16 protein-coding genes and 1 pseudogene are annotated in these 17,489 nt (G+C 59.8%); 6 read left to right on the forward strand and 11 right to left on the reverse strand.

Annotation, left to right across the window (positions count from 1 at the left end; translation table 11 throughout):
• Positions 1-80: 80 nt before the first annotated feature.
• Positions 81-533, forward strand: coding sequence for an RNA recognition motif domain-containing protein (locus J2X15_RS13170; protein WP_310343569.1), 453 nt, complete (start codon positions 81-83; stop codon positions 531-533).
• A gap of 68 nt (positions 534-601) precedes the next feature.
• Here J2X15_RS13170 and J2X15_RS13175 read toward each other — a convergent pair whose 3' ends face one another.
• From J2X15_RS13175 to J2X15_RS13190, 4 genes are read right to left on the reverse strand one after another with little or no spacing between them, the layout of a single operon-like run.
• Complete coding sequence (locus J2X15_RS13175) at positions 602-1,378, reverse strand: SDR family oxidoreductase (RefSeq protein ID WP_310343571.1); 777 nt, start codon at positions 1,376-1,378, stop codon at positions 602-604.
• A gap of 21 nt (positions 1,379-1,399) precedes the next feature.
• Complete coding sequence (lptC, locus tag J2X15_RS13180) at positions 1,400-2,011, reverse strand: LPS export ABC transporter periplasmic protein LptC (protein WP_310343572.1); 612 nt, start codon at positions 2,009-2,011, stop codon at positions 1,400-1,402.
• Positions 2,008-2,553, reverse strand: a complete 546-nt coding sequence (locus J2X15_RS13185) for a KdsC family phosphatase (protein ID WP_310343574.1) — start codon at positions 2,551-2,553, stop codon at positions 2,008-2,010. Before J2X15_RS13185 ends, lptC begins: the two co-directional genes overlap by 4 nt.
• Complete coding sequence (locus tag J2X15_RS13190; protein WP_310343577.1) at positions 2,553-3,554, reverse strand: KpsF/GutQ family sugar-phosphate isomerase; 1,002 nt, start codon at positions 3,552-3,554, stop codon at positions 2,553-2,555. The genes J2X15_RS13185 and J2X15_RS13190 overlap by 1 nt, the downstream gene beginning before the upstream one ends.
• Positions 3,555-3,598: 44 nt before the next feature.
• On the opposite strand from J2X15_RS13190, the gene J2X15_RS13195 reads away from it, so the two are divergent.
• Positions 3,599-5,584: a monovalent cation:proton antiporter-2 (CPA2) family protein gene (locus J2X15_RS13195; protein WP_310343579.1), complete on the forward strand. Its 1,986-nt coding sequence runs from the start codon at positions 3,599-3,601 to the stop codon at positions 5,582-5,584.
• Positions 5,585-5,656: 72 nt separating this feature from the next.
• Positions 5,657-6,211 carry an adenine phosphoribosyltransferase gene (locus tag J2X15_RS13200; protein ID WP_310343581.1) on the forward strand — a complete coding sequence of 185 codons (555 nt, stop codon included), beginning with the start codon at positions 5,657-5,659 and terminating at the stop codon, positions 6,209-6,211.
• A 20-nt stretch (positions 6,212-6,231) separates the two neighbouring features.
• On the opposite strand, the gene J2X15_RS13205 is transcribed toward J2X15_RS13200, so the two are convergent.
• The 6 genes from J2X15_RS13205 to rpmH all read right to left on the reverse strand — a co-directional run bounded on the left by J2X15_RS13205 (position 6,232) and on the right by rpmH (position 11,027).
• Positions 6,232-6,948, reverse strand: a complete 717-nt coding sequence (locus J2X15_RS13205) for a hypothetical protein (protein WP_310343582.1) — start codon at positions 6,946-6,948, stop codon at positions 6,232-6,234.
• 43 nt (positions 6,949-6,991) lie between these two features.
• On the reverse strand, positions 6,992-8,374 hold the full coding sequence (mnmE, locus tag J2X15_RS13210) for a tRNA uridine-5-carboxymethylaminomethyl(34) synthesis GTPase MnmE (RefSeq protein WP_310343583.1): 1,383 nt from the start codon (positions 8,372-8,374) through the stop codon (positions 6,992-6,994).
• Between the two features lie 45 nt (positions 8,375-8,419).
• Entirely contained in the window at positions 8,420-10,114 is a 1,695-nt protein-coding gene (gene yidC, locus J2X15_RS13215; RefSeq protein ID WP_310343585.1) for a membrane protein insertase YidC, read from the reverse strand.
• Complete coding sequence (yidD, locus tag J2X15_RS13220; RefSeq protein WP_310343586.1) at positions 10,111-10,383, reverse strand: membrane protein insertion efficiency factor YidD; 273 nt, start codon at positions 10,381-10,383, stop codon at positions 10,111-10,113. The genes yidC and yidD overlap by 4 nt, the downstream gene beginning before the upstream one ends.
• Positions 10,380-10,817: a ribonuclease P protein component gene (locus J2X15_RS13225; protein WP_310343610.1), complete on the reverse strand. Its 438-nt coding sequence runs from the start codon at positions 10,815-10,817 to the stop codon at positions 10,380-10,382. Before J2X15_RS13225 ends, yidD begins: the two co-directional genes overlap by 4 nt.
• Before the next feature lie 75 nt (positions 10,818-10,892).
• Positions 10,893-11,027 (reverse strand): 50S ribosomal protein L34, encoded by a 135-nt coding sequence (gene rpmH, locus J2X15_RS13230; protein ID WP_006299042.1) that lies wholly within the window; start codon positions 11,025-11,027, stop codon positions 10,893-10,895.
• A 262-nt stretch (positions 11,028-11,289) separates the two neighbouring features.
• On the opposite strand from rpmH, the gene dnaA reads away from it, so the two are divergent.
• From dnaA to gyrB, 3 genes are all read left to right on the forward strand, one after another.
• Complete coding sequence (gene dnaA / locus J2X15_RS13235) at positions 11,290-12,702, forward strand: chromosomal replication initiator protein DnaA (protein WP_310343588.1); 1,413 nt, start codon at positions 11,290-11,292, stop codon at positions 12,700-12,702.
• A gap of 123 nt (positions 12,703-12,825) precedes the next feature.
• Positions 12,826-13,932 (forward strand): DNA polymerase III subunit beta, encoded by a 1,107-nt coding sequence (gene dnaN, locus J2X15_RS13240; RefSeq protein ID WP_310343590.1) that lies wholly within the window; start codon positions 12,826-12,828, stop codon positions 13,930-13,932.
• An 84-nt stretch (positions 13,933-14,016) separates the two neighbouring features.
• Positions 14,017-16,620, forward strand: a complete 2,604-nt coding sequence (gene gyrB / locus J2X15_RS13245; protein ID WP_310343591.1) for a DNA topoisomerase (ATP-hydrolyzing) subunit B — start codon at positions 14,017-14,019, stop codon at positions 16,618-16,620.
• A 436-nt stretch (positions 16,621-17,056) separates the two neighbouring features.
• Here the strand turns inward: gyrB and J2X15_RS13250 are convergent.
• A pseudogene (locus J2X15_RS13250) lies at positions 17,057-17,314 on the reverse strand (IS21 family transposase); the annotation flags it as partial.
• Between the last annotated feature and the right edge of the window lie 175 nt (positions 17,315-17,489).

Here is a 17,489-nt window from a genome sequence, read left to right on the forward strand (position 1 = left end):
GTCTGCTTTAAGTCTTCATTGGTTTGTTGATTGCGGTTAAGGACTCCATCGCGTTTTGAGTTATTTAGAGGAGTCCTTTCATGGGCAACAAACTTTACGTAGGCAACCTGCCTTATTCTTTCCGTGACGAAGACCTGCAACAAGCTTTTGCAGCACACGGTTCCGTTTCCAGCGCCAAAGTCATGATGGAACGCGACACCGGTCGCTCCAAGGGTTTCGGCTTTGTGGAAATGGGCAGCGACGCTGAAGCGCAAGCCGCTATCAACGCCATGAACGGTCAACAATTCGGTGGCCGTGGCCTCGTGGTGAACGAAGCCCGTCCTATGGAACCCCGTCCTCCCCGCTCCGGCGGCTTCGGCGGTGGTGCTGGCGGTGGCGGCGGCTACGGCGGCGGCGCTGGTGGCGGCCGTTCCGGTGGTGGCGGCTACGGTGGCGGCGGTGACCGCTCCGGTGGCGGCGGCTACGGTGGTGGCGGTGGCCGTTCCGGCGGTGGCGGCGGTGGTGGTTACGGCGGTGGCCGTAGCAGCTACTAAGCACTGAACTGCTTGCAGCTCAAACAAAAGGGACCTTCAGGTCCCTTTTTTATTGCCTGCTCACTGGGTCAGGCTTCGTCCACGCGGCGCTTGCGCGGGCGCCCGGCAAGCGCTTTGTCATACAACGCATTCGGCAGGCAGCGCATGAGCTTGGCCACCCAACCCATTTGCCAGGGAATCACCCGGTAGGATGCACCCGCCACAATGGTGGCAAAGGCCTTGTCGGCAAATACTTCCGGTTTCATCAAGAACGGCATCGAATACCGATTGGCCTGGGTCAACGGCGTATCGATATAACCCGGACAGATCGTCACCACCTTCACGCCGCTGGTGCGCAACTCCCCGCGCAGCGACTCGCAGTAGCTGATAACAGCAGCCTTGCTTGCGCAATACGCACCATGGCCTGGCAGCCCGCGGATACCGGCCACACTGCCAATGCCCACCAGCGCGCCGCTGCCGCGTTGCTCCATCGCCCGCACAAACGGGTGGAACGTGGCAGCCAACCCCAGGTTGTTGGTGGCAAACGTGCGCGCCATCACCTCCAGGTCCCCACGCACCGCGGTGTCCATGCCAATGCTGATGCCCGCATTGGCAATCACCACATCGGGCACGCCCTGCTCACGCAAGCAGCTCTGGCCTGCTGCCACGATGCTGTCCGCATCCGCCACATCCGCACCGTAGATGCGGAACCGCGCAGGCTCCAACCGCTGGGCCTCGGCCCAGGCCTGCATGTCCTGCGTGCGCCGGGCTACCAGGGCCAGTGCATAGCCTGACTGGTAGAACCGCCAGGCCAGGGCCTGTCCGATGCCGCTTGAAGCGCCCGTGATGAAAATCAGTTTGGACATGGACGCCTTTCGGTGCAGGGACTATTTGTTTTCTGGCACCAGCGTGCCGCGCACGCGGCCACGCAGCTGCATGACCTGGTCCACATTGTCAAACTCCATGGCGTCGGCCGTGAAGCGGTCTTTGCCACGCAGCAACTCCACCGGCTTGTGGGATTTGACCTGCTCGGTGTCCATAAAGGCGTGCAGAAATTCGCCGCGGTATTCCATGCGGGGCGTAGTTTTTGCGGCCGTCGCATCCGCCTCGCGCACCACGACCGCATTGCCAATCAATTGCACCTCGGAGCCACCCTCATTGGTCAGCCCGCGCAATGCCGTGGCCGTGGTCAGGCGACCCTGGGCATCAAAGGAGCGTATGCGAATCCCATCGATCTCCAACCACTGGGTGTCCGGGTAGTGGCGTGCCACATCGCCCTGCACTTCGGAGCGCATGTGGCCGGCGGTGTCAAAGGTCTTGATGGAGAAGCCATGCATGAAGTAGTCGGGCTCATGGCCACGCACGCGCTCAGCCTGGGCCACGTCTTGCACCGGCGTGCTGCGCACCAACCAGTAGGTTCCCAACGCCAACACGCCCATGATGGCAATGGGCAGGTACAGGAGCGCCCGGTCCCAGGCATCGTAGAGAAAACGGTTCACTGGGTGTAGGCTTCCAACAGGCTGGCGTAGCGGCCGCTGGCCACCATCAGCAAATCACACAGCTCACGCACTGCACCGTGGCCACCCTCGGCCCGGGTGACGTAGTGGGCCATGGCCGTTATCTCGATATGGGCGTTGGCTGGCGCGCAGGCAAATGCAGCGCGACGCATCATGGGCAGGTCGGGCCAGTCGTCGCCCATAGCCGCCGCCTGTGTCCAATCCAGGCCCAGTGCCTGCAGGGTTTGTTCGGCCGCAGGGCGTTTGTCCTCGGTGCCGAAATGCGCGTGCTCAACGCCCAGGGCCTTCAGACGCACGCGCAGCGGTTGGGAGTCACGGCCCGTAATGACCGCAGGCGTGATGCCTGCCTTTTGCAACAGCTTCAGGCCGTGACCATCCAGGGTGTTGAAGCGCTTGATCGTCTCCCCGGCATCCGAGAAGTACAAGCCACCGTCGGTCAACACACCGTCCACGTCCAGAAACACTACTTTGATGCCTTGGGCTTGCAGCAGCAACGGAGGTGGGAATTGAATATGCGGTTGCATCAGATCACCTTGGCCCGCATCAGGTCGTTGCTATTGAGTGCGCCGCACAGCGTGCCCGTATCGTCCAGCACCAACACACTGGTGATGCGCCGCGCCTCCATGAGGTCAGCCGCATCCACCGCCAGGGCATGGATGCTGATGGTGCATGGCGACGCATGCATCACCTCTTGGGCGGTCTTGGCGCGCAGGTCTACACCCTGCTCCACCCAGCGGCGCAAGTCGCCATCGGTGAAGATGCCCAGCACCTGGCCTTGCACGTCCACCACCGAGGTGGCACCCAGCCCCTTGGCGCTCATCTCCCGCATCAACTCGCTGAACGTGGCAGTCGGCGCCACCTTGGGCACCGCATCACCGATGCGCATCACATCGCTCACCAGCGTCAGCAGTTTGCGGCCCAGCGCGCCACCGGGGTGGGAACGGGCGAAGTCCTCGGCGCGAAACCCCCGGGCATCCAGCAGAGCTACAGCCAGGGCGTCGCCCATGGCCAGTTGTGCCGTGGTACTGGCCGTGGGGGCCAGGTTCAGGGGGCAGGCTTCTTTGGCCACCGCAGAGTCAATCCACAGGTCTGCGTGCTGTGCCATGGTGCTGCTGCCGTTGCCCGTCATGGCCACCAAGGGCACGCCCAGACGCTTGAGTACGGGCAGGATGGCGGCCATTTCTTGCGATTCACCACTGTTAGAGATCATGAGCACCAGGTCCGTCTGCGTCACCATACCCAAGTCACCGTGGCTGGCCTCGCCGGGGTGCACAAACATGGCGGGGGTTCCGGTAGACGCCAAAGTGGCAGCAATCTTTCGCCCCACATGGCCACTCTTGCCCATGCCCATCACCACCACGCGGCCTTGCAGGCCCAGTACCAATTCAACGGTACGCGCAAAGGCCTCGCCAACACGGTCTTTGAGACCCAGCACAGCGGCCGATTCAATGTCAAATGTTTCTCTGGCCAGTGCCAATGCGCGGTCGGCGCGCGAGGCGTCGCCAGGGTGTGCGTGTGCTGTCATGCGCGCATTTTATAGACCGACACTTCTCTTGCTAGTATGGCACCATGACCGCATTGGAAATCACGCTCATCTACTTGCTGGCCGCCGTGCTGGGGGTGGTGGCTTGCCGCTCGCTGAAACTCCCTCCCATGTTGGGGTATCTGGTAGTGGGCGTGGTGATTGGCCCCAACGCGCTGGCCCTGTCCAAGAACTCCGAAGCCGTGCGGCATCTGGGCGAGTTCGGCGTGGTGTTTCTGATGTTTGTGATCGGACTGGAATTCAACCTGCCGCGCCTGCGGGCCATGCGCCAGCATGTGTTTGGATTAGGCCTGCTGCAAGTAGCAGTGACCATCGTGCTGACCACCGGAGCCACGCTGAGCCTAGCCCTAGTGCTACCTCAGTTCTGGGCCATGGAGTGGCAAACCGCGCTGGCGCTCTCCAGCGCGCTGGCCATGAGCAGCACGGCGATTGTGGTCAAGCTCATGGTGGAGCGGTTGGAGCTGGAGTCTGAGCATGGCAAGCGCGTGATGGGCGTGCTGCTGTTCCAGGATTTGGCGGTGGTGCCCTTGCTGGTGTTGATTCCGGCGCTGGGAGCATCGGGAGAGCGCCTGTTTGAATCACTGATCGTGGCAGGTTTCAAGGCCGTGGTGTTAGTTACTGTATTGCTTGTGGGCGGACAGCATGTGATGCGGCGTTGGCTCACTTTGGTGGCCCGCCGCAAAAGCGATGAGCTGTTCATGCTGAACCTGCTGTTCATTGCCCTGGGGCTGGCCTGGCTCACGGAACTGGCAGGGCTGAGCTTGGCGCTGGGCGCCTTCATCGCTGGCATGCTGATTTCCGAGACCGAATACAAGCACCAGGTGGAAACCGACATACGGCCCTTTCACGACGTGCTTCTGGGGTTGTTTTTCATCAGCATCGGCATGCTGCTGGACTGGCGGCTGGTGCTGGAGCGCTGGCCGCTGGTGTTGCTGCTGGTGGTCGTTCCCACCGTGTTCAAGGCGGCACTGGTGGCTGGTCTCGCCAAAGCGTTGGGGGCCACCTCGGGCGTGGCCCTGCGCACCGGCCTGTACCTGGCGCAGGCCGGTGAGTTTGGCTTTGTGCTGCTGACACTGGCGCAGGAAAACTCGCTGATACCCCCCAGCCTGCTGAACCCTATCCTGGCCAGCATGGTGCTGTCGATGTTGGCCACGCCCTTCATCCTGATGTACACCAACCGCATCGTGCTGAAACTGGTGAGCAGCGAGTGGCTGCAACAGTCTTTGCAGATGACCACCATTGCGCGCAAGTCCATCAATGCCAACCGCCACGTCATCATTTGCGGCTATGGACGTTGTGGGCAAAACCTGGGGCGCATGCTGGAAGCCGAAGGCATCCCCTACATGGCGCTGGACCTGGACCCGGACCGCGTGCGGCAAGCCGCCGCAGCCGGCCACTCCGTGGTGTTTGGCGACGCTGCTCGGCTGCAAGCCCTGATGGCTGCCGGCTTGGCGCGCGCCAGTGCGGTGGTTATCACCTACCTGGACGAGGGCGGCGCCCTCAAGGTGCTGGGCAACACCCGCGCGCATGCGCCACAAGTACCGGTGATTGTGCGCACCCAAGATGACCATAGCCTGGAAAAGCTGCAGGCCGCGGGCGCGACGGAAGTGGTGCCCGAAGCCATTGAGGGCTCACTGATGCTGGCCAGCCACGCGCTGGCGCTGGTGGGCGTCCCCATGCGGCGCGTGATCCGAATCGTGCAGGACCAGCGCGACGCGCGCTACAACCTCTTGCGTGGCTTCTTTCACGGGGCCGATGACGATTCGGTGGACGAGTTGCAGCACGAACGCCTGGTGACTCTGAACCTGCCACTGGGCTCCAAGGCCAGCGGTAAGGCCCTGGCAGACTTTGATTTGCTGGCACTGGGAATTCGTCTGGTAAGCCTACGCCGTGCTGATGGCAAACCGGCGGCGACCGATGAGGGCATGCTGCTGGAAGGCGGCGACACCCTGGTGCTGTCCGGCAAAGCCGGGGCGCTGGCCGTGGCAGAGCAAAAGCTACTCAAAGGATAAGCCCCATCGGCACACTCTGCAGGCACAATAGCGCCTGCCCCGCACCCACGTGTGCCCTACCGCCTCGCCTCCATGCAACACCTCAGCGTCAACCAATACCTCCGCGACCACATCCGCACCGTGCCCGATTGGCCAGCGCCCGGCGTGCAGTTCCGCGACATCACGCCCTTGCTGCAGGACGCCAAGGTGTTCCGTGTGCTTATCGATGCGTTTGTGCACCGCTACATGGACCCCAGCATGCGCCCGGACGTGGTGGCGGGGCTGGATGCGCGCGGCTTTATTCTGGGTGCGGTGGTGGCCTACGAACTCAATATTGGTTTTGTGCCGATCCGCAAAAAGGGCAAACTGCCCTTCACCACGGTGGAAGAAACCTACGAACTGGAATACGGCAGTGCCACGGTGGAGCTGCACACCGATGCGGTGAAGGCGGGCGACCGTGTGTTGCTGATTGACGATCTGATTGCCACTGGTGGCACCATGATGGCCGGCAAGAAGCTGTTGGAACGCTTGGGCGCCCACGTCATGGAGGGCGCGGCGATTGTGGACTTGCCCGAACTGGGTGGCTCCGCCCGCCTGAAGGAATCAGGCCTGGCACTGTTCACCCTGCTGGACTTCGCAGGCCACTGACCTGCGGCCCCACGCGGGGCTTAGTTCAGGTCGCCGTATTGGGTACCGCTCAGAGGCGACTGGCGGTCGTCCAGCTCAGTGTCCTGAAAGCTGGGCGGCGCAGGATTGCGGCGGCCCGAACGCACAATTTCTCCCGGAGCCGACAAGGCGGCAGGCGCGGGAATCGATGCCAAAGCCTGCTTGAATGCGGCCACTTCGTCGGCCTGCAAGGGTTCAAAGCGCGGTGCCATTGGCGCTAATGGCGCTCCCACGACGGCGCCCCTAGGAACTGGCGCTGGTGCGGGGGCACTGCGTGCCAGACCGGCCGTCACATGCTCATTGACGCGCCAGTACACCGCAGTGACCAGAATGTCGTGGCGGGTTTTGGCAATTTTTGCGATGTGGCTTTCCATTTCGGCCAAGCGAGCCGCGTCGCCCACATTCTGGCGCGCCATGTCCATCATGATCAGGTACTGGCGCCCGCGTGAATCCAGCGAGAGCACCTTGAACTTGTAGCTGGTGGAAAGCAGTCCTGCGCGGGTCATGGACTCACGCACCACGGTGTACAGCAACTCGCGGCGCTCCAGACGCTCGCTCTTTCGGTTGACCGCACTCCCTGGCACGGACACGGGCGCTTTTATACGGCCTTTGCCGCCCGGTAGGTAAGGCACGGTCGCATCTACATGGCCGAGACCGGAGCTTTCGGGCGCGGGCGCTTGCTCATGCGGTTTTCTGGAGAACCAGCCAAACAGGGACATTCTTATTGCTTTCGGATTCGACGACTTGCCGAGTGTAGTGCAGCTATTTGCCAATACAAAACTTGGAAAAGATCACGCCCAGCAAGTCGTCAGAACTGAATTCGCCAGTGATGGTATTCAAGGCGTTTTGGCCCAAGCGCAGCTCTTCGGCCAGCAAGTCCAGCGTCCCGGCACCTGCGCTCAGGTGGGTCCATGCCTCCACCAAATGCAGGTCTACCTGCTGCAAGGCATGCAGGTGGCGTTGTCGCGCGATGAACATGCCGCCGGCAGGCGGCTGCCAGCCTGCGGCGTCTAGCAGGCGGCGGCGCAAGGCCTCCAAACCCTGTCCGGTTTTGGCCGACAGCACCACACCGTCCTGCAATTCGCCTGTGGTCACCGCGTCCGCCTTGTTCCAGATATCGATGACGGGAATATTTTTGGCAAGTTTTTGGGCCAAAGCCCCCGCAATCTCTGCGTCAGCAGCTATATATTCGATAGCGCTACTGCGCGTGAGATCGTGTAAGAACAACACCGCATCGGCACCCTCTATGGCCTGCCAGGCGCGTTCAATGCCCATTTTCTCCACCGTGTCGTCACTGGCGCGCAAACCGGCGGTGTCCACGATGTGGATGGGCACGCCCTCGATCTGGATAGTTTCTTGTACCTTGTCTCGGGTGGTCCCGGCTATCGGGGTGACGATGGCCAGCTCCGCCCCCGCCAGCGCATTGAGCAGCGACGACTTGCCCGCATTGGGCTGCCCGGCAATCACCACCTGGATGCCCTCGCGCAGCAGTGCACCCTGCGAGGCCCGTTGCAGCACCTGCTGCAAGGCTGCCTGCAAACGCTGCAGTTGCCCCAGGGCATCGGCCTTTTGCAGGAAGTCGATCTCTTCTTCGGGAAAATCCAGCGTCGCCTCGACCAGCATGCGCAGGTGGATCAGCGCATCGCGCAGCGTGGCGACTTCTTTGGAAAAAGCCCCCGACAACGACTGGGTGGCACTGCGCGCCGCGGCCTCGGTGCTGGCGTCGATCAGGTCAGCAATCGCCTCGGCCTGCGCCAGATCAAGCTTGTTGTTCAGGAACGCCCGCTCCGAAAACTCACCGGGCTCTGCCAAACGCAAGCCAGGCAAAACCTGTGCGGCGACTTCGAGGCAACGTGCCAGCAGCAGCTGCAACACCACTGGACCTCCGTGGGCTTGCAGTTCCAGCACGTCTTCGCCGGTGAACGAGTGCGGGTTGGGGAAGAACAGCGCCAGACCTTGGTCAATTGGCTGGCCTTCGGCGTCGTTAAAAGGCAGGTAGGTCGCTTCACGCGGCTTGAGATCACGCCCCAACAAGGCCGCGATGAATGCTACGAGATTCTTACCGCTGACACGCACGATCCCGACCGAGCCACGCCCTGGGGCGGTGGCAATGGCCAGTATCGGATCGTTGTGACGGGGAAGCATCGCAGGCTCCATGAAGAAGGGCCGCTGAGTGCGGCCCTTGCGGGGTTACTTGAACTTGGGCAGGTTGAACTGTGGCGGCACACCCATGCGGGTGTTGATGATCCACTGCTGCGCGATAGACAAGATGTTGTTGGTGATCCAGTACAGCACCAACCCAGCCGGGAAGGCAAAGAACATCACGCTGAAGGCCAGCGGCATGATCCACATCATCTTGGCTTGCATGGGGTCTGGTGGCGCGGGGTTCAGCGCAGTCTGCAGCAAGGTGGTCATGGTCATCAGGACCGGCAGGATGTACATCGGGTCTTTGGACGACAGGTCATGGATCCAGAAAATCCAGGGTGCGTCGCGCATTTCGATGGTGGACAGCAACACGGTGTAGAGCGCAATGAACACCGGGATCTGGACCACGATGGGGAAGCAACCACCCAGCGGGTTGACCTTTTCTTCCCGGTAAATCTTCATCATTTCCTGCTGCATTTGCTGCGGGCTGTCCTTCAGACGCTCGCGCATTTCCATGATCTTGGGGTTGATCGCCTTCATCTTGGCCATGCTGGAGTAGGCCTTGGCGTTGAGCCAGTAAAACGCGATCTTGAGCAACAGCACCAGCGCCACGATGGACCAGCCCCAGTTCTGGATGAAGCTGTGCAGCTTGTCCAGCAACCAGTACAGCGGCTTGGCCAGAATGGTCAGACGGCCATAGTCCTTGAGCAACTCCATGCCGGGAGCCAGCGACTCCAGCATTTTTTCTTCCAGCGGGCCCACGAAGAGCTTCGCGTCCACGGTCTTGCTGGCGCCGGGCGCAATCGACTCAACCGGAGAAACCATCACCACACGGTAGCAGCAGTCGGCCACGGGAGAGTCCAACGTCACGGGCGTCATGGACAGATTGCGCTTCACACCATCGGGCAACAGCCAGGCGCTGGCAAAGTAATGCTGCACCATGGCGATATAGCCATTGCTGCTGGTCTTTTCAAAGTCGGCCTTGTCCTTTTTGATGTCCGAGAAATCCACCTTCTGAAATTTCTTGGCTTCGGTATAGACCGCGGGACCGGTGAAGGTGGAATAGAACGATGAACCGCCGGGAGGGCTGGTGCCGTCGCGCTCCAGCTGCAGGTAGAGCTGGGGCGAAATGGCCACGCTGGAAGTATTCACCAACTCATGCTTCACAGCAATGTCATAGGCACCGCGGCGCAGGGTGTAGGTCTTAACCAGCTTGATGCCACCCACATCGGGCGAAGTGAACTTGATCGAGATTTCGTTTTCGCCTTCGGCCAGCACGCGCGGACCGGACACCGACATCACCGTTTTGTGCGTGGGGAATGCACCGCCAGCTTCACTTGCCACCACGCCGGTCTGGGCGCGGTACACACGGTCCTTGCTGTCATCCAGCAACACGATGTTTTTGGACTTGTCACCCGTTTCCGCGTACTTCAGCAACTCGGAACGCACCAACGTGCCACCTTCGGTATCCAGGGTCAGCTTGAGCACATCGGTGCTCACCTCAAACCGCTCCTTGGGTGTCCCGGGCTCTGCTGCAGGTGCCACGGGTGCGGCGGTACCTGCAGAGGCAGCAGCCACCGGTACGACTGGCTTGGCGCCATCCGCTACTGCCGCCTTTTGCTGCACCGGGCTGGGGAAGAAGGTTGCCTTCTTGCCGTTATGCACTTGCCATTGGTCCCAGAGCAACACCATGGAAAAACCAAAGATCACCCACAAAATGGTGCGGCGAATATCGTTCATGAAGGTTTCTTTTCAGAAGAAGGAGGAATCAGACGGCCAAAAAGCCGGGGACGTTGCACGGGCACAGGGTCATGACCACCCTCGCACCAGGGGTGGCAGCGCGCCAGACGCGCCACCGTGAGATAGGAGCCCGCGGCCGCACCATGGGTCTGCAACGACGCCAGGGCATAGGCCGAGCAAGTGGGCTCAAACCGGCAGGCCGAACCCAGCCAGGGGCTCAGCAGCAAGCGGTAAGCCTTGACGACGCCCACCAGCAGCGCCCGCATCACGGCAACACCTCTGCAGACCCAACAGCAGATGGGACCAGAACCGAGACTGGGGGAGCAATGCGTGTAAACAGCTGCAGCAGTTCAAGGCGAACGGCTTTTTTGAGAGCGGTCGACGTGGCGCTGACGTACTCCGCACGGTCGAATCCAGCGCGAAGGCGCACCAGATGCGCACGCGCCTGCAGCGCCGGAGCGAACTCGGCGCCAACACTGTAGATTTGACGTTTGATGGCGTTACGGGTCACAGCACGTTTAGCCCAGCGCTTGGGCACCATTCCCCCCAGCCACACGGAGGCAACCGGGAATACCGAATCCGGGGATACGGCGGAAGAAGGGGGCGTCACTGGGCAGCAATGGAGCGCGAAATGGGCTGTTTTGGAAACAGTAGTCCCACCCAACGCTGCCTGGAACTGCGCGCGCGTCTGAAGACGTCGCACTGCGGCCTTGCCAGCACCTTGCGAATGTGCAATGTCCAAAAGCTGTTCAGCCCTGGATTGCAGAATTCGCGCAGATTAGACAGCCAGACGCTTGCGGCCCTTGGCGCGACGTGCGTTGATCACGGCGCGGCCACCGCGTGTCTTCATGCGAACCAGAAAACCGTGGGTACGTGCGCGGCGGATTTTGGAGGGTTGGTACGTGCGTTTCATGTGAAATTCCTAACAGGCTCAGTGGGTATCCGTACCCACTCCACAAGGAGAGCAAGGCCCGGATGTCGGTCTAATCGCCCCGAACACAATCAGGGGAACCCGCGATTATGGCAAATTTTCTGAATCCCGGCAACACCTTAGGCCGCATACAGTGTGCAACGCTGGAACTTTTCACTTGTCCACAAAAAATGTGGATAAAGGTTTGATAAATTACAATCCAGCCCGCAGCAAACAATAACTATCCACAGAAGCTGACTACCTAATGACCCAGGGACACTCCCACTCTTCTTCCGACTCCAGCGGCCTCGAACTAGGCCAGAGCCTGTGGCAGAGCTGCGTCGATCAGCTCGCGCAGGAGTTGCCCGAGCAGCAGTTCAACACCTGGATCAAGCCTCTCACCGCACAGGTGCAGGACGACATTTCCAAGGTCACCATCTTTGTCGCCAACCGCTTCAAACTGGACTGGGTGCGCGCGCAATACAGCAACCGCATCGCGGGCTTGCTGGAGAAGCTATACGGTCAATCGGTTCAGGTTGAGTTAGCGATTACTCCGCGAGAAGCCCCTGTTAAATCAACCTTCACTCCTCGCACAGCGGAGCCAGCGGTGGTGGTCGAGGAAGCCTATGTGGGTGAAGACCGCATGGCGGGTGGGCCCAAAAATCGGCTCAACAGTTTGCTGACTTTTGAGAGCCTCGTGGAGGGCACGGCCAACCGTATGGCACGCGCTGCGGCCATGCATGTGGCCACCATGCCGGGGCATTTGTACAACCCGCTTTTCATTTATGGCGGCGTGGGTTTGGGTAAGACCCACCTGATGCACGCGGTGGGCAACCGGCTGCTGGCAGACAAGCAGGGGGCCAAAGTTCTCTACATCCATGCAGAACAGTTTGTCTCGGATGTGGTTAAGGCCTACCAGCGCAAAACTTTTGACGAATTCAAGGAGCGTTACCACTCCCTGGATTTGTTGCTGATTGACGATGTGCAGTTCTTTGCCAACAAAGACCGCACCCAAGAAGAGTTCTTCAACGCCTTTGAAGCCTTGCTGGCCAAAAAGTCGCACATTGTGATGACCAGCGACACCTACCCCAAGGGCCTGACTGACATCCATGAGCGCTTGGTCTCTCGATTTGACTCGGGCCTGACGGTGGCCATTGAGCCGCCCGAGCTGGAAATGCGGGTGGCAATTCTGATCAACAAGGCGCGCGCCGAGGGCTCGGAAATGCCAGAAGAAGTGGCGTTTTTTGTTGCCAAGAACGTGCGCTCCAACGTGCGCGAGCTTGAGGGCGCGTTGCGCAAGATCCTGGCCTATTCGCGCTTCAACCAGAAGGAAATCTCCATCCAGCTGGCCCGCGAAGCGCTGCGCGATCTGCTGTCCATCCAGAACCGGCAGATTTCTGTGGAAAACATCCAGAAGACCGTGGCCGACTATTACAAGATCAAGGTCGCGGACATGTATTCCAAGAAGCGGCCCGCCAGCATTGCCCGGCCGCGCCAGATTGCCATGTACCTGGCCAAGGAACTGACCCAAAAGAGCCTGCCCGAGATTGGCGAGCTGTTTGGCGGGCGCGACCACACCACCGTACTGCATGCGGTTCGGAAAATTGGGGGAGAGCGCCAGCAGCTGACGGAGCTGAACCAGCAGCTCCACGTACTGGAGCAAACCCTGAAGGGTTGATACAAAAACATGTGCCTGCCCACGGCGAGTCACTGTGAAAAAAGGTGAAAATGGTGGGATTGTTCGTAAATGCCGTGCTTTTTTGGCATGGCATCCATGGCTGAGTTTCAAAAAGAGGTTGACATGATCGTATTGAAGGCAACGCAAGACAAGGTTCTATCGGTTCTCCAGTCCGTGGCCGGTATTGTCGAGCGCCGCCATACGCTGCCTATCCTGGCCAATGTGTTGCTCCGCAAAACGGGCACGTCCATCCAGCTGACCACCAGTGATCTGGAAATCCAGATCCGCACCACGGCCGAATTGGGTGGCGACACCGGTAACTTCACCACCACCATCGGTGCACGCAAGCTCATTGACATCTTGCGCACCATGCCTGGTGACCAGACCGTGTCGCTGGAGTCCAGCCAGAGCAAGATCATCCTCAAGGGCGGCAAGAGCAAGTTCACGCTGCAGACCATGCAAGCCGAAGACTTCCCGCTGGTGCAAGAAAGCGCCAGCTTTGGCCCCGTCTTCAGCGTGCCCCAAAAGACCCTGAAGGACCTGCTGAGCCAGGTGTCCTTCGCCATGGCGGTCCACGACATTCGCTACTACCTGAACGGCATTTTGTTTGTCGCAGAAGGCAAGCAGCTCAGCCTGGTGGCGACCGACGGCCACCGCCTGGCATTTGCCTCCGCCACGCTGGACGTGGAAGTGCCCAAGCAGGAAGTGATCTTGCCGCGCAAGACCGTGATCGAGCTGCAACGCCTGCTCTCCGACGCCGAAGGCGCGATCGAGATGCAATTTGCCAACAACCAGGCCAAATTCACTTTTGATGGCATGGAATTCGTGACCAAGCTGGTCGAAGGCAAGTTCCCTGACTACAACCGCGTCATCCCCAAGAACCACAAGAACGGCATCACGCTGGGCCGCACTGCCCTGTTGGCCACATTGCAACGCACCGCGATTTTGACCAGCGACAAGTTCAAGGGCGTGCGCCTGAACATCGACCCTGGCAGCCTGCGTGTGGCGTCCAACAACGCGGAGCAGGAAGAAGCCGTGGACGAGCTGGACATCGACTACGGCGGCGACAGCATCGAGATTGGTTTCAACGTCACCTACCTGATCGACGCCCTGAGCAACATGAGCCAGGACATGGTGAAAGTGGAGCTATCGGACGGCAACAGCTCGGCGCTGATCACCATTCCCGACAACGCGACCTTCAAGTACGTCGTGATGCCCATGAGAATTTGATGCTACAAAAATAGTAGCTGCCCGCACAATCAAACCCCCGGCCTTCGGGGGTTTGGTCATTAAAGAATCGTGAGAAAGTTAGCCATGACCGAAGAAAACAAGTCTGTTCCCAGCCCCGAAAACAACGATGGCCTCGTCCATACGGGCGATGCCGGCACAGACAGTTCCAACTTCCAGCCCACCATTGACACCAACCAGGCCGGTGCGACTGAGGCCTATGGCGAAGGTTCCATCCAGATCCTGGAAGGCCTGGAAGCCGTGCGCAAGCGCCCCGGCATGTACATCGGTGACACTTCGGACGGCACCGGTCTGCACCACCTGGTGTTCGAAGTCGTAGACAACTCCATCGACGAATCGCTGGCCGGCCATTGCGATGACATCCTGGTCACCATCCACTCCGACAACTCCATCAGCGTGGTGGACAACGGCCGCGGCATTCCCACCGGCATCAAACTCGACGACAAACACGAACCCAAGCGCTCAGCTGCAGAAATCGCGCTGACCGAATTGCATGCGGGCGGCAAGTTCAACCAGAACAGCTACAAAGTGTCCGGTGGTCTGCACGGCGTGGGTGTGTCTTGTGTGAATGCACTCTCCAAAATGCTGCGCCTGACGATTCGCCGCGACGGCAAAGTACATGTGATGGAATTCAGCAAAGGTTTTGTGCAAAACCGCATCGTCGAGACACAAAACGGCATTGAAGTCTCGCCCATGAAGGTGATTGGTGACACCGAAAAACGTGGCACCGAGGTGCACTTTTTGCCCGACACCGACATCTTCAAAGAGAACAACGATTTCCACTACGAAATTCTGAGCAAGCGCCTGCGCGAACTCAGCTTCTTGAACAACGGTGTGAAGATTCGCTTGAAAGACGAGCGCAGCGGCAAAGAAGACGACTTCTCCGGCGCCGGTGGCGTGCAGGGCTTTGTGAACTTCATCAACAAGGGCAAGTCGGTGTTGAACCCCAACATCTTCCACGCCATGGGTGACCGCCAGAGTGACCAGGGCACCAACATCGGTGTGGAAGTGGCCATGCAGTGGAACAGCGGCTTCAATGAGCAGGTGCTGTGCTTCACCAACAACATCCCGCAACGTGACGGTGGCACCCACCTGACCGGCCTGCGCGCCGCGATGACCCGTGTGATCAACAAGTACATCGACGACACCGAGCTGGCCAAAAAGGCCAAGGTTGAAGTGACGGGCGACGACATGCGCGAAGGCCTGTGCTGCGTGCTGTCGGTCAAGGTGCCCGAACCCAAGTTCTCCAGCCAGACCAAGGACAAACTCGTATCGAGCGAAGTGCGCGGCCCGGTGGAAGACATCGTCAGCAAACTGCTGGCCGACTACCTGCAAGAACGCCCCAACGACGCCAAGATCATCGTCGGCAAAATTATCGAAGCCGCCCGCGCCCGCGAAGCCGCGCGCAAGGCCCGCGACATGACACGCCGCAAGGGTGTGCTGGACGGCATGGGCCTGCCCGGCAAGCTGGCCGACTGCCAGGAAAAAGACCCGGCGATGTGTGAGATCTACATCGTGGAGGGCGACTCCGCAGGTGGCTCTGCCAAGCAGGGCCGCGACCGCAAATTCCAGGCGATCCTGCCGCTGCGCGGCAAGATCTTGAACGTCGAAAAAGCGCGCTACGAAAAGCTGCTGACCAGCAACGAAATTTTGACGCTAATCACCGCGCTGGGCACCGGCATCGGCAAGGCCGGTGGCTCCACTGGCAATGACGACTTCAACGTCGCCAAGCTGCGCTACCACCGCATCATCATCATGACCGATGCCGACGTTGACGGTGCCCACATCCGCACGCTGCTGCTGACCTTCTTCTACCGCCAGATGCCCGAGTTGGTCGAGCGCGGCCACATCTACATTGCGCAGCCACCGCTGTACAAGGTCAAGGCTGGCAAGGAAGAGCTGTACCTGCAAGGCCCCACCGACCTGGACAGCTTCCTGCTGCGCATTGCATTGGTCAACGCTTCCGTGTTTACCGGCGGCCCCAACGGCACCACCATCAACGGCGACACGCTGTCTGAATTGGCGCGAAAACACCAAGTGGCTCAGGCTGTCATTGCACGCCTGAAAAACTTCATGGACGCCGAAGCCCTGCGCTCGGTGGCCGATGGTGTGGCGCTAAACCTGGACACGGTGGCCGATGCCGAAGTCTCTGCCGCCGCGCTGCAAGCCAAGCTGCCCGATGCCGAAGTGGCTGGCGAATTTGACGCCCGCACCGACAAGCCCATCCTGCGTATCAGCCGCCGCCACCACGGCAACGTGAAGAGCAGCGTATTGACACAAGACTTTGTGCATGGTGCCGACTACGCCGCGCTGGCCGAAGCCGCCAACACCTTCAAGGGTTTATTGAGTGAAGGTGCACGCGTCATGCGCGGCGAGGGTGAGCGCCAGAAGGAAGAGAAAGTCTCCGACTTCCGCGAAGCCATGGCTTGGCTGATCACACAGGCCGAGAACGGCACCAGCCGCCAGCGCTACAAGGGCTTGGGCGAAATGAACCCCGCACAGCTGTGGGAAACCACCATGGACCCCACGGTGCGCCGCCTGCTCAAGGTGCAGATCGACGACGCGATCGAAGCCGACCGCGTGTTCACCATGCTGATGGGCGACGAAGTGGAACCGCGCCGGGAATTCATTGAAACCAACGCGCTGCGCGCGGGGAATATTGACGTTTAGCGTTGTCGGATGACATGATTAGTGAAAACTGTGCCAGGTTAGTGAAAAACTGCTGACACAGTTAGTGAAAAAAGGCGTCCGCATTGCTGACACCTTTTTGAGCTTTCAGTTTTGCTCCTGTTTCGCGTGCATCTATCGTGACAGAACGAAATTACATCAAGTAATTCCAATATCACCGATGCGCGTAAATCCGTACTTTTTGCAAAGATCTAGTACGAATTGAGGATCAACACCATACGCATAGGCCAATTTACCTCGCATCCGGCCAACCTCTTCCATGGAAAGGCGTCCTTCGCTGAAAGCGTGGAAAGTGGCGCGCAATCTTCGCTTTTCTTCTCGCCCAATCGACACGCCACCTTCATTTGACAGCGTGAGCCCAACAAGTGTTCGTCGACGTTTACGCGATACATTGACCGTCTTTTGATCGTTTAAGTGTGTAGATCTGCTTCAAATTGCGCCGCTGTTTCCGAGATTTTGTTGCCTCTAGTTCCAGCCAACCAGTCAGCTTTTCGGCATAGGAATCCAGCTTCTTTGAGCTAACCCGCCTTGGGTAGGCAGGTTCAATTTCCTCTGAGCTGAGGTACTTCTTTACGGTGTTGCGAGCCAGACCTGTACGCCTGGAAATCTCGCGGATGGACATTTGTTCCCGTAGTGCCCAACGCCTGATGACATTCAATGTCGCCACGTCTATCACTCCTAATTTCCCCCTGCTTTAAAAACTAGCAGGGTAGGGCCAACGTGGATCAAATTTGGCTGGAAATATCTGCTCGAAGTGGGGATGCAGCGTAAAACTTGGACTGGTTTATGTTGTAAATCCAAGGCTCTCCCGGTATTCAATGGGACTGCGTGAGCCAAGGGATATCTTGATG

The sequence above is a fragment of the Rhodoferax saidenbachensis genome, from assembly GCF_031457975.1.
GTDB lineage: Bacteria > Pseudomonadota > Gammaproteobacteria > Burkholderiales > Burkholderiaceae_C > Allorhodoferax > Allorhodoferax saidenbachensis_A.